This is a genomic window from Robertkochia solimangrovi (genome assembly GCF_007279655.1).
GTDB lineage: Bacteria > Bacteroidota > Bacteroidia > Flavobacteriales > Flavobacteriaceae > Robertkochia > Robertkochia solimangrovi.
Genome location: NZ_QKWN01000001.1, coordinates 704897 through 717647 on the forward strand (window position 1 = coordinate 704897; position 12751 = coordinate 717647).

At 41.6% G+C, this 12751-nt stretch carries 9 protein-coding genes and 1 tRNA gene; 5 read left to right on the plus strand and 5 right to left on the minus strand.

Annotation, left to right across the window (positions count from 1 at the left end; translation table 11 throughout):
- Positions 1-30: 30 nt before the first annotated feature.
- Complete coding sequence (locus tag DMZ48_RS03020) at positions 31-378, minus strand: hypothetical protein (protein ID WP_143953609.1); 348 nt, start codon at positions 376-378, stop codon at positions 31-33.
- A gap of 209 nt (positions 379-587) precedes the next feature.
- On the opposite strand from DMZ48_RS03020, the gene DMZ48_RS03025 reads away from it, so the two are divergent.
- Positions 588-1394 (plus strand): hypothetical protein, encoded by an 807-nt coding sequence (locus DMZ48_RS03025; protein ID WP_143953610.1) that lies wholly within the window; start codon positions 588-590, stop codon positions 1392-1394.
- Between the two features lie 174 nt (positions 1395-1568).
- On the opposite strand, the gene DMZ48_RS03030 is transcribed toward DMZ48_RS03025, so the two are convergent.
- Positions 1569-2948: a DUF418 domain-containing protein gene (locus DMZ48_RS03030; protein WP_143953611.1), complete on the minus strand. Its 1380-nt coding sequence runs from the start codon at positions 2946-2948 to the stop codon at positions 1569-1571.
- 233 nt (positions 2949-3181) lie between these two features.
- On the minus strand, positions 3182-4759 hold the full coding sequence (locus DMZ48_RS03035; RefSeq protein WP_143953612.1) for an amidohydrolase family protein: 1578 nt from the start codon (positions 4757-4759) through the stop codon (positions 3182-3184).
- 535 nt (positions 4760-5294) lie between these two features.
- On the opposite strand from DMZ48_RS03035, the gene DMZ48_RS03040 reads away from it, so the two are divergent.
- Positions 5295-7382 (plus strand): M3 family metallopeptidase, encoded by a 2088-nt coding sequence (locus DMZ48_RS03040; RefSeq protein ID WP_143953613.1) that lies wholly within the window; start codon positions 5295-5297, stop codon positions 7380-7382.
- A gap of 403 nt (positions 7383-7785) precedes the next feature.
- Here DMZ48_RS03040 and DMZ48_RS03045 read toward each other — a convergent pair whose 3' ends face one another.
- A complete protein-coding gene (locus tag DMZ48_RS03045; RefSeq protein ID WP_143953614.1) occupies positions 7786-9243 on the minus strand; it encodes a M24 family metallopeptidase in 1458 nt (485 codons plus the stop codon).
- 17 nt (positions 9244-9260) lie between these two features.
- Positions 9261-9794, minus strand: a complete 534-nt coding sequence (locus DMZ48_RS03050) for a DUF6705 family protein (RefSeq protein WP_143953615.1) — start codon at positions 9792-9794, stop codon at positions 9261-9263.
- A 402-nt stretch (positions 9795-10196) separates the two neighbouring features.
- Between DMZ48_RS03050 and rseP the strand changes: the two genes are divergently transcribed.
- From rseP to DMZ48_RS03065, 3 genes are all read left to right on the plus strand, one after another.
- Positions 10197-11519, plus strand: a complete 1323-nt coding sequence (gene rseP, locus DMZ48_RS03055; protein WP_143953616.1) for an RIP metalloprotease RseP — start codon at positions 10197-10199, stop codon at positions 11517-11519.
- Positions 11520-11649: 130 nt separating this feature from the next.
- A tRNA-Asn gene (locus DMZ48_RS03060) sits at positions 11650-11723 on the plus strand.
- Between the two features lie 246 nt (positions 11724-11969).
- Positions 11970-12644: an SCO family protein gene (locus DMZ48_RS03065; RefSeq protein ID WP_143953617.1), complete on the plus strand. Its 675-nt coding sequence runs from the start codon at positions 11970-11972 to the stop codon at positions 12642-12644.
- The last annotated feature ends 107 nt before the right edge of the window (positions 12645-12751 follow it).

Here is a 12751-nt window from a genome sequence, read left to right on the forward strand (position 1 = left end):
CAGGGGTTTTTAAATTAAATGAACAGTAATTTATAGTGAAACCTTGATAGATCCGAACTTAAAGAATACCTCGGCATCTATATGGATAGGCTCATCATCTTTTTTAGCGTAATAAACATCGTCTTTATAGTAATAATCTTTAGTGTTGTGATAGAAAGCGACATTACAGGAATGGCATTTCTTTAAATGTTTAAGGTGTTCTTTGCGAAGTTCTCTGTGGAATTCGCGTTCCTCCTTAGCCAGGGCTCTGTGATGAGCAGCGGCTTTTTTGGATTGCTCCTTTTGTTGTCTCGCTTTCGGACTGTTGCCTTTTCCCTGTGCAAAAGCCTGTCCCGCTATCAGGAACATAAAGGCTGCGATGATCATTTTAATTTTCATAAGTGGTCTAAGTTTTAAACGATTTGTGGAATGTGAAAGTACAAAACCTGTGCCAATTTTGTAAGATTTTCTTTTCTTAACTGGAAACGAGGGAGTTGTAATTTTATTTTATGACTCCGAACAAAGTATTCAAAAATATACAGAAAATTCCTTCAAATAATCTCAATGAATTGCTATACTTGTCCTCTAAATTAATAACACTTTTATCTATGAAGAACCTGCTTTCAGCCAGATGGCTACTGCTTATTATGCTTGCTCCATTCGTATTTTCCTGTACCTCAGAAAGTATAGATAACGACGAGGAAACCGGAGAAACTCCTGAAACCCCTGAAACTACGAAGGGGTCTTTTTTAAAGAATTATTCGCATCTTTTTGAAGGAGAGGAAATCTATCGTTATGAGGTGGAATATGATGATGATAACAGAGCGATATTATTAAAGGAGTTATATCTGGATGATAATTCATCTTACGAAACGAGCATCAAATATGCTGATGGAAAAATTTCGGAAATGATTGATAAGGAATATGAAGGAACAGAATTGATGAACGAGGACAATATTCTGGTAAGCTATTCGGAAGGAATGATCGAATTGACAGGTGTAAGCCCGGTGAGTTCCTTAAAGATCTATTACGAAGGAATATATATTGATTCAATTCGCTATACGAATCAGGATGAGGAATATCCGGCAGATTGGTATCAGATTTATAAGCGCAATGAAGAAGATCAAATGATCTATTATGCCTGGGATGACGATTATATATGTACGATCACCGACCATGATACGTCAGAGAATCTGGATGCATTTGGTGGGGGTATGGAATTCGATTACAATCATTTCTTTTCTTTATTTGGTTTAAAAGTTAGCAAGAATAATCCCATTGAAGTTAGTACAAACTATGGTAATCATTTTAGGAATATCTATGAATATGATGAAAATGGAAATATACTTTCCTGGAATACCGATAATGATCCGGAGGGTGACACTGCGGTTTATGAATATATAACCATAGAATAATCAATAGTTTAATGGAATGAAAAAGAGAGGTGTCTGCAACCTCTCTTTTTATATAATGTTTTCTCTTGAGCACCTGCAAAACAGAGCGCTGGTCTATCGGAAAAAAACTTGAATCAACGACCTACAGGATTGTAGGATGGCAAGCTTCTGCATCAATACCTGGAAACGGGAACATCACTCAACGCTTATCTTTTCTGCAACCAGATTTTCTTCACCCGGAACATATCGTTTAAACGGCATTCGTTTTCGATAGGTGAGGGTCCGCCACAGCCATTCACAGGGACCGAACTTGTAATATTTTAGCCAGATCGGACTCCAGATCAACTGCAGGATCCAGATCGCAAAGACGACAAAATAGAGTTGATATAACTGTAATTCATTGAAGAAGTTCAGTCCGTATCCAAAGAAAAACAGTGTTACCATCACCGATTGCATAAGATAATTGGTAAGCGCCATTTGTCCGACCGCTTCAAACCTTCGAAAAAGCGAGGTAAAAGCACCCGCTTTATGTAGTAAAACGATCAGTGAAACGTGTCCCATGACCAGGAAAATCCGTTGGATCTGATCGCTTAAAAAGAAAAATACATAGGGATTGTTGTCGATATAATTGAGGATGGCATCGGCAGAGGACCATACGAAATAACGTTGATAGAATTCGTAGATCGCCATCGGGAATCCAATGGCATATCCAACGATCAGGGTATAGAGATACCATTTTTTCTTCCAGCGTCCGGTGAAGAAGCCCCATTGCAGGAGAGCCATTCCCAGCAGCATCAGTGGGATCTGATCTGCCAGGGCCAGGGGCAGGTATTCGAATTGGCCTTCTCTGGATTTTTTATAGGTAACGGAAGCCACGCTGCTGAAATCACCTTTCATTTTCTCGGTGTCCTCTTTCAGGTTCTCCCCGGAGAAGTCCATTTCCGCATAGAGCTTATCCCAGGCAGCAACCGATTCATTCTGTTCTTCGGAGAGTTCCGCGCCTTGTTCTTTAGCACTCATGGCCTCGAGATAAGCCAGGCGGGTGGCGCGGTCGCTTCCGTATTTGAGATTGTGAAAGACTACCCCTAAAAGAACGATGACCGGCAGGATCATCGTTTTATAGCGAGGCTTCATATTTCGTAGCAGAAATACGATCATCCCGGCAATAGCATAGAAGTACAGGATGTCATAATAGAATAAAAGGACATAAGCATTAAAGAATCCGAAAAGTAGTAACCAGAACATTCGGGAATAATAGAGTTTCCAGATCCCTTTCGGATTATCAGGACGTTTCTTTTGGATTAAGTAAAGCATGAGTCCGGCTCCGAACAGCATACAGAACAGCGCTCGCATTTTTCCCTCAAAGAAAATAGTAATGATAACGGCAGTGATGAAATTAGGACTCCCGGTATCGGCGATCAGAGCCTGGGTAAATTCCAGATCGTAATAATTCCCGCCGATATAGATGTTCATCAGCAGGATTCCGAGTAAGGCAATCCCGCGAATTGCATCAAGAACATGGATACGATCTTTGTCTTTGACCGGGGCAGGTGTTGGGTTGGTGTTAGCTTCCATATGTTTGATATTAATGGTTGGTATTCATCACATGAATGTTAAGAAGCAGATGTGGGGAATAACCGAATAATGGAAGTAAAGATGGGCAGTGATTCCTTCCGGGGGGATTGAACCTCACTAAGATAGCGAAATAATGGTTTCGGTTGGGGGTAATAGTTGCCACAGGGTGATTTAGGGGGAAATCACCCTGTGGTGGAATGAAAAGTAAGACTATGAGTTATTTTAAATAATAATCACTCTCCTTTTTTAACCCCCGGCTGAATAATTTCAAATCCTTCGGCTTCTTTGGCTTTGGCAACCATTTCCCGAACATCAGCCAGTAGTTTTCCGGCATCGTATACCACACCATCTTTGATCGTATATTTAACACCTCCAACACGTACGACTTCATTGTCTTCAGTGAGTTTGATGGCTCCGGTACCGTAAAGGACTTTTAGGTTCTGCAATGGGTTCTCTTCTACGATCACGAGGTCTGCGAGTTTTCCGATACTGACCGATCCGATCTTGTCATCCATTTTTAAAGCTTCAGCACCGCTTAAAGTTGCTGCTTTGATAATCTCCAGTGGGTGGAAGCCGGCTTCCCGCATCAATTCCAATTCCCGGATATAGGCGAAACCGTATAGTTGAAAAATAAATCCGGAGTCGGAACCTACGGTCACTCTTCCGCCTCTGTTCTTATATTCGTTGATAAAAGTCATCCATAAGGTATAGTTCTTTTTCCAGGCTACCTCTTGCTCGGTACCCCAGTAGTGCCAGTAAGATCCGTGGGATACTTTGCTGGGTTGATAGAATTTCCAAAGGGAAGGTAGCGTATATTCCTCATGCCATTCTGCTCTTCTGGCCCTTTGCAGATCACGACTGGCTTCATAGATGTTAAAAGTTGGATCCAGGGTAAAGTCCAGTTCCAGTAGTTCGTTCATCACCGCATTCCAATGATCGGAATAGGGCGGTGCAGCCTGTTGCCATAACTTTCCAGCTTCCTCAAAACGGTGTTGCTCATTCTGATAATTATAATCTAAAGGGTAGTTCTGTACCGTTCTATCGGTAAACAAGGCTTCGGGGAGGCCGTACCAGTGTTCCATACTGGTGAGTCCGGCACGGGCAGAATGTAAAACATTCCATCCGGCCACATTCAACTGGGCGTGATGACACGCAGACCCGAGCCCTAACGCTTTATTTTCCTGGAGAGCAGCTTCCATAATATCGGGTTCAGCCCCGAAGAACTTCACGCCGTCCGCACCTTTTTTGGCATTATCCCGTACCCATTCCCGTGCCATTTCCGGAGTGTTGATGGGAGATTTACTGCCTTGTCCGAAAAAAGTATAGGCAAATATTCTGGGGGCAATGATACTGTTCTTTTCACTTTTCTTTTTAAGATCAAGCGTCCAGTCGAGTCCTCTACCTCCGGGTTCCCTTACCGTGGTCACCCCATGAGCCATCCAAAGTTTAAACACATATTCCCAGTCGGCACCCTGAGCTTCCCCACCGATATGTCCGTGCATATCGATAAATCCAGGCATTAGATACATGCCTTCACAATCGAGTTCCTTACCTCCCGCTTTGAGTTTGGGACGTCTCTCATCATCAATGGCTACGCCCGGATATCCCACATTATGAATACCGGTGATGGTATTTTTTTCGATGACGATATCTACGGGTCCCATAGGCGGAGCACCATTCCCATTGATCAGGGTTACACCGCGTATAATGAGTTGATCGAACTGGCCCTGATCATGCAGGGATTCGTTCGATTGAGCATTCGCGATAAAGGATAAAAGGCAACTGAGGAATAGTAGTAAATGACGCGCCATAGAGATATTATTACTTTAGGTTTAATTATTTCTCAATATAGTATAAAAAGTTGTATTTCAACATATAGCGTACAGTAATACAGAAAACAGGGATTAGTCGATTAATGGTAGGTTATATTTCAACGATTCTCTCTTGATTAGAAATCTACAGACGTACCCTCGGGGGTTTAGTAATGGGAGTTAAACCCGGGGAAATGGTGGAAAGTAGTACGTTTTCAAATGTAAGTGTTAGCTTATAATTTTAAAAAACACTTGATCACTTTCACCATAGGTCAGTTAAGTCGCATCGTCACTTTGAAGTGTGTCTACAGATCTCCATATTTTGCACATGGTATAAAATTTCCCTCCAATTAGCTGTGGATTAATACATTATTTAATTATCTTGGGATCGATCCGGAGAATCAGGGACGATAAATTTTTTCTTTCCTCCAATATCGCCAATCCCGGAACTTGCCTTCCAAATCATCTTAGTAATTCGTAAGAAGCGCATATATAAACCTGTACGGGATCTTCCCGTATTAAAACCACCAACATAATGAGAAGAATACTAACTGCGATCTCCCTTTTTGTCTTTTTGATCCTTCTGGGATGCGCTGATCAAACAGCGGAACCCGTTTCTGAAATGTCACCAGACAATCCCTTTCATGTAGAATTAAATGAACCCATACAATACAGTGCTTTAACACCCGCCGATATCGATGAATATGTCACTGTTACCATAGATCAGACGAACAGCAAACTCGATGGGATTAAAGCTGAAGAACAACTGACTTTTGACAATACCTTCGGCATTATGGATGTAATTATGGATGACATGGTTATATGCTATACCAATGCCAGTATGATGTATGATGTTTCGACCGATTCCCTGACACGAATAAAGGCTAGTAAAGGATATCAACGAATAGATTCCATGTTTACGAGTATTACTTCTGATAAAGAACTTTTTGAAAAGCTGAATGCTTTTGCGACTTCAGAAAGCGGGAAGGAATTGCAAGGGGCTGAGGAAAGGTTAATCAGTCAAATTATTAAAGAGTTGAAACGGTCAGGCGTTGATCTGAGTCCGCAGGATCAGAAAACTTATAAAAAGCTTAATAGTGAAATTACTGCTTTAAGTACAGCGTTCAGTACCAACATGAGTGCGTATGATGATTTTATTGAACTTGATGAAGAGCAGGCTGATGGTTTGCCTGAAAATTTTAAAATACAATATAAACTTGAGGAAGGGGGCTATAAGATTCCGGTTAACAACGCTACCAGTGATCCGGTGTTAAGCAATGCGAGTTCCAGTGATATTCGAAAAGCATATGCGATGAAATTTTACAATATCGGAGCTGATGGGAATCTGGCCCTACTCGACTCCCTTTTAAAGAAGCGCTATCAATTAGGAAGGTTAATGGGATATGAATCGTTTGCCGGATATAACCTGGAACGCAGAATGGCGAAGACCCCAAAACGGGTTTGGGAATTTCTGAATGGATTAACGGAAGCGTCGAAGGAAAAAGCACTTAAGGATGCTGCCGGATTGATAAGCATACGAAATACTGAATTGAACTTGCCTGCCGATAACAATGGGGGCAAGGACCCGATCGATCCGTGGGATATATCGTATTACCAAACCCGCTTATTGAAAGCAAAATTTAATGTAGACAACGAAAAGATTCGGGAGTATCTTCCTATGGAATCATGTATGCAAGGTATGTTTACCATCTATCAGCAACTTTTGGGCTTTACCTTTAAAAAAGTGGAAGAGGCTTCGGTTTGGGCGGATGATGTTGAGATGTATGAGGTCTATGATGGAGATGAGCTCCGAGGAAGATTCTATCTCGATCTGTATCCCAGAGCGAATAAAAATACCTGGTTTCATGCACAACCCCTGGTTATGGGCAGGCAAACGGAGGCAGGTTATGAAATTCCACAAGGCATGCTGTTGGGAAATTTCACCAAACCTACCGATCAATTACCGTCATTGCTTAGTTTACGAGAGTTAAATACCCTGTTTCATGAATTCGGACATATTATGAACCTAATGTCTTATGAAGGGAAGTATTTTACACTTGCAGAAACCAAAGCTGATTTTGTAGAGTCGATGTCTCAGATCTTTGAAAACTGGATAGAAGATTATGATGTTCTCAGTTCCTTTGCCCATCATTATGAAACAGGGGAGGTTTTTCCAAGAGAACTGTTCGATAATATAAAACGAGCAAAAGAGGCTGCTTCAGGACTGAGTCTTTATGGAATGCTTCGCATTGCCTTATACGATATTAATCTCTATGATAAATATGATCCGGAACATCCTTTGAATACCGATCAATTGTGGAAGGACATCGAAACGGATATGGGTATAATGCCTTACTATATGGAAGGTACGCACCGTCAGGCCAGCATTATCCATTTCAATACCCATCCGGTATATGTCTATGGCTATCTATGGTCTAACGTTTATGCCGAAGATATGTTTACCGAATTTGAGAAGAACGGATTGTTGGATGCTGAAACCGGAATGCGGTACAGAAAGCTCATTCTGAGCAATGGCTCTCAACGAGACGTTGATGAGGTTGTGGAGGAGTTTTTAGGGAGACCGACAAACAATGAGGCGTATATTAAAAGTCTTGGGTTATAAGGTTGATTATTTGCACTTAAGGAAAACATATAGAAGTAACTACTCGGATTTCTCCAAACAATAGGAATATGAGCTATTCGAAAAAGCTGTGGCGATTTTGATTTTCAAATGGTCGGTTTCCTTTTATTGCCTTCTTCCGATATTAGGTGTCAAAAGCAACTTCCAGTAGTGCCGGTCCCCAATACTCCCTGGTAAAAAAATAAGTGCCTGGAATTAGAAAAGCATTAACCAAAAATAATCAAACGGTCCATTAAAGTTACTGGTATGCCCTAGTCTGTCCATGAATAAAATCCAAAAACCGTACTCCATTCGATAGAGCCAGGAACCTATCGGGAGTGGGATCGTCACTGTCCAATGCGCCAGCAGACCAGAAGATTATAAACGGACACTAATGATTGTCTGACTATGGTTTTTTGAGCGGTAATGTCTCGGCCGGGCGGAATTCGGTGAGTCCTTTTTCCTTGATCGTGCTCTGTACCTGTTCGATGGAGGAAGGAACAAAAGCACTGAGGTTTTCTACGCCGGTCTCCGTGATAACGGCAACATCTTCTATGCGGATATAAAGGCGTTCTTCAGGAATCCAGATCATAGGATCGATGGTGAAGACCATTCCGGGTTCAAGAGGAACCCTTCGTACCTGCCCGACATCATGAACAGCCATACCAACCGGATGCTGAAAGTGTCCTCGAAATTTGATGCCTTCCCGTACGGCTTTCAGGTGATTCGGATTTTTAAATTCTTTGCCTTCCAGGTATTTTTCCATATCGGCTGCTGCACTATCCAGTACTTCATCTGAGGTTACTCCGGGTTTGAGGTATCTGAAAAGGGCATCCCGGTAGGCAACGATAAAATTGTAGAGTGCGGTTTGTTCCTTATTGAATGTACCATTTACCGGCCAGATACGGGTTACATCGCTGGTATAATTATGATAATCCGGAGCATAATCCATAATGACCAGATCACCATTTTTTAGTGCATCGGTTTTTCTGAAATAATGTCCCATAAATGCATTCGCACCGCCACCGATGATGGCCGGATAACCGTCGCCCTGGGCACCGTGTTGATAGAAGATGAATTTCGCGGCTGCATCCAGCTGATATTCATAGATGCCGGGTTTGGTGGAACGCATAGCCTCGATGATCGCCAGACCTGCAATTTGGGTGGCCTTTCGAATGACTTCAATTTCTCTTTGGCTCTTGATCAGGCGCATGGAATCTAATAGCGGTGAGAGGTCTTTTATTTCAAATTCCGGAAAACGTTCATTCAGAAGTTGTTTGAATTGGGCCTCTCTGGTGATCTGAGAATCCCATGGATCGGCGGCGGCCCGTGCATGTCCGCCAAGAATCTCATCCCGACTATCATTTCCGGTTTCTGCAGGACTCAAAGGAGTGTATAATACAGGTGTGGAACCTTTGATGAGTCCGGTACCTACGAGATCATTTCCGAGATATTCCACGGGACGTAACCGGTCGATTCCCGTTAGTGTACTCACGAGTTCCGTATCTTCAGCTGAAAGGATCTTCCCCTGGCTGCGTTCTCGCCCTTCATCCCGATGAGGTAAGTAAAGGGTGGTGGTTCGGTTCTTCCCGTTTAGTAATAAATAGGCGTGTCCTTCTTCGATACCACACAGATAATAAAAGGTGTTGGATTGACGGAAGACCTTAAATCCGGCTACTGTGGGAGCGCTTTGAATCAGGGCGATTGCATTATCACCGATCTCGTCAAAAATGCGGTTTCTGCGCGCTTGAAATTCCTCCGGAGGAAAATCGGTTTGATAATAATGTTTTTCCTGAGCAATAACGGCAGTGAAGCACCCTAGACAAAGAAATACAAAAGAGTAGCAGGAATTTTTTAGGTTCATGGTTGGTTGGTATTAGTTTAAAGTATTTTAGTCAGTATCATATCGGTTGGCATCGAAAATCCTTTTACCTTTTGATTGATTTGCATACCATAATTTTGGATTTTGCATTTAGCCTTATCATTTGGGAGTATTTCCAGTGTTAATACTCCGAACTTTTTGTAATCGGAATCATAGATTCTGAAATATGCGTGATCGTCATTTAAAACTTTCAAGGTATTATTCAGTCCGTGAATATTTTTGGATGCATCATCAAAGTCACCTGCTTCCGGTTTACTAGTGCAATAATTACCCGACAATACATCTATATAGACATCAGAGCCTTCAACAAAGGTTTTTTTAGCCTCAATTTTAATTCTGAATATCGCATCGGCATCCTTGAATTCCCAGGTTCCGATAAATTTATTTAGGATCTTCGGAGGAAATCTGTAATAGGTTCCTTTTTCTGATTTCGATAATTTCTGTCCCGGTTTTAGAACAATCTCCTGAGCCTCTGATCGGGATACGCTTATCAATAACAGAAGTATCACAAAGATTGGATTCAGTATGTTCATTTCCAGTTCAGAATGTGTAATTTACATTTGAATGTTAAAATAGGGAAAAATATTTATTTGAATAGATTCATGAAATAGCAGTAAGTTATTGAACATAAATGATGAGGAATAGTTGTCTTAATTTAAAAGTAGGTGCGTAATGAACGAAAGAACATTACTCAGAAATACCGGCTACCTGTTATTTGAAAAATGAGAATGGAGAATCTTTTGTAGGAGTAAACAACCATAGGGAATAAGGTTGAACCTTTCATTTTTTATCGGCCTTTAATATATTATATTTAAATGCGCATAACGGTAGAGCCAAAAGTAAAAGAGAGGTTAAAATTCCGTGTTTCGGCAATTAGATTGTGTGAATCTGATTGAAACAGTTATTTTTGTGCGATTTCATTTGAAAAAAATACTATGAGCCCAATTTTGGTGAAGACCATACAACTCTTTATGAGTTTATCTATATTGATCATTTTACACGAACTCGGACACTTCATTCCAGCGAAGCTTTTTAAGACCCGTGTTGAGAAATTCTTTTTATTCTTCGATGTAAAATATGCCTTATTTAAGAAAAAGATCGGTGAGACCGTCTATGGTATCGGATGGCTTCCTTTAGGAGGTTATGTGAAGATCTCCGGGATGATCGATGAAAGTATGGACAAGGAGCAAATGGCCTTACCACCACAGCCTTGGGAGTTCCGTTCCAAGCCGGCCTGGCAACGACTGATCATTATGCTGGGTGGAGTGACAGTTAACCTTTTACTCGGTTATTTCATCTATATCATGATCCTGTTCGTTTGGGGTAAACAGGAAATCAAGGCAGATGCCTTTCCAAACGGATTCTCAGTAGCCACCGAACTACAGCAATACGGTTTCAGCGATGGTGACCAAATTTTAGAAGTTAACGGAACAGAACCGGATAATATTCTGGACGTAAATCGCCTGATGGTGGTACGCGGACTCGAAAGTATAACGGTACGTCATAACAACGGTCAAACTGAAATGATCAGTTTACCGGATAGCCTTGGTACCTATTTATACAAATCAGGCGCTACCCAGCCATTCGTTCCAAGAGTTTATTCGGTGGTAGATAGTCTGAATCCAGGATCTCCGGCAGTCGACGCAGGTCTTCAACCAGGAGATAAGATCCTTTCCCTGAACGGAACTTCAGCTTTATATTGGGATGAGTTTAAAAACACAGTGAAGTCAAGCGAAGGAGCTCCCATGGAAATGATCTATGAGCGTAACGGCGCTAATGATACCATCAGTATTGCTAGTAAAGATAATGCCCTGGGGATATACGTGGACTTTGATTTTGATAGAACCAAGATCATCGACAGACAGTACACTTTAGGAGAAGCGATTCCTGCCGGCATAAGTTATGGATACTGGACACTCAGAGATTATGTGTCTTCCTTGAAATTTCTGTTTACGAAAAAAGGAGCAACTGAAATAGGCGGTTTCGGAACCATCGCCAAACTTTTCCCATCAACCTGGGATTGGCAGGGATTCTGGATGAGTACGGCGCTTATTTCGATCATTCTGGCTTTTATGAACATCTTGCCTATTCCGGCACTGGATGGTGGTCACGTGATGTTTTTGTTATACGAGATCATCAGTGGTAGAAAGCCGAGTGAAAAGTTTTTAGAATATGCACAAATTATAGGATTCTTTATTTTAATTGCCTTACTTTTGTACGCAAATGGTAACGATATATACCGTGCCATTTTCGAATAACAGAAAAAATTATTTTTTTGTTTGGTGTAAATAAAAAAACGTATATATTTGCAACCGCAAAAAAGGGATAACACCTGTTACAGCGGGCCTCGCAAGAGGAAAAAAGTAACGAAAGTAATGAAAATTACACTCCTCCTTAGCTCAGTTGGTTAGAGCATCTGACTGTTAATCAGAGGGTCCTTGGTTCGAGCCCAAGAGGGGGAGCAAAGTAAAAGCCAGCCGTAAGGTTGGCTTTTTTATTTATGCAAAATTTCCTTCGAACTACATCAAGTTAATCCCTTCCAGTAAAGAATCGGCTTAAATTTTAACCTCCAATCCCGAACATCACAGTTCATTTCAACAATATCCATTATTAGGTAACGCATAACTGGTAATTCAAAACTCTTACCTGTCTCAAGCGTACTAACTAAAAAACGTTCCGTATTTTTGCAGCCTAAACACATCAGTACCATGCTCCGGTTCTTTAGCAAATACAAGATATTCTTCATCACTCTTTTTCTCGTTTCCGCCGTTATCATCTCACTTTTCTATGATGCGCTGAAGCCTAAAGAGGTGCTGCCTGTTTATCAGCCGAATATGGTGAATGCTACCCTCGTCGATGAGAGTATTCAGTATCAGCGAAAATATCATCACATCGCTCCATTTCAACTGATCAATCAGAATGGCGATACCATTACAGAAGCGGATTATAAAGGAAAGATCTATGTGGCGGACTTCTTCTTTACCACCTGTCCGACCATTTGTCCGATCATGACCGATAATATGGTGCGTATTCAGCGCAGGATCAAGAAAGATCCGGAGGTGATGTTGTTATCACACTCGGTGACACCAGAGATCGATTCGGTTCCGGTGCTGAAAAAATATGCACTGAAAAAAGGCGTGGACGATAGTAAATGGAATCTTGTCACCGGTGATAAGAAGCAGATCTACGAACTGGCGCGTAAAAGCTATCTCGCTGTGGAAACTACCGGCGATGGCGGGCCTTTCGATATGATCCATACCGAGAATTTCGTCCTGGTAGATAAACAAGGGCAAATACGCGGGTTCTATGACGGTACCTCTGAGGAGGGGATCGAAAAAGTGCTACACGATATCGAGGTGCTCCAACAGGAAGACCAACCTTAGGGTAAGTAGTATTATTGATACCAGAGATACTAGTGACACTAGGGGCACTAATATTTTTATTAAACCATTGTCACCATTGTAACTTGCGCAGCAAATATCCCTTTTGA

Bases quoted from the DNA above. Each gene is read 5' to 3' on its own strand.
- DMZ48_RS03020 (WP_143953609.1), bottom strand. From the start codon at position 378: ATGAAAATTAAAATGATCATCGCAGCCTTTATGTTCCTGATAGCGGGA.
- DMZ48_RS03025 (WP_143953610.1), top strand. From the start codon at position 588: ATGAAGAACCTGCTTTCAGCCAGATGGCTACTGCTTATTATGCTTGCT.
- DMZ48_RS03030 (WP_143953611.1), bottom strand. From the start codon at position 2,948: ATGGAAGCTAACACCAACCCAACACCTGCCCCGGTCAAAGACAAAGAT.
- DMZ48_RS03035 (WP_143953612.1), bottom strand. From the start codon at position 4,759: ATGGCGCGTCATTTACTACTATTCCTCAGTTGCCTTTTATCCTTTATC.
- DMZ48_RS03040 (WP_143953613.1), top strand. From the start codon at position 5,295: ATGAGAAGAATACTAACTGCGATCTCCCTTTTTGTCTTTTTGATCCTT.
- DMZ48_RS03045 (WP_143953614.1), bottom strand. From the start codon at position 9,243: ATGAACCTAAAAAATTCCTGCTACTCTTTTGTATTTCTTTGTCTAGGG.
- DMZ48_RS03050 (WP_143953615.1), bottom strand. From the start codon at position 9,794: ATGAACATACTGAATCCAATCTTTGTGATACTTCTGTTATTGATAAGC.
- rseP (WP_143953616.1), top strand. From the start codon at position 10,197: ATGAGCCCAATTTTGGTGAAGACCATACAACTCTTTATGAGTTTATCT.
- DMZ48_RS03065 (WP_143953617.1), top strand. From the start codon at position 11,970: ATGCTCCGGTTCTTTAGCAAATACAAGATATTCTTCATCACTCTTTTT.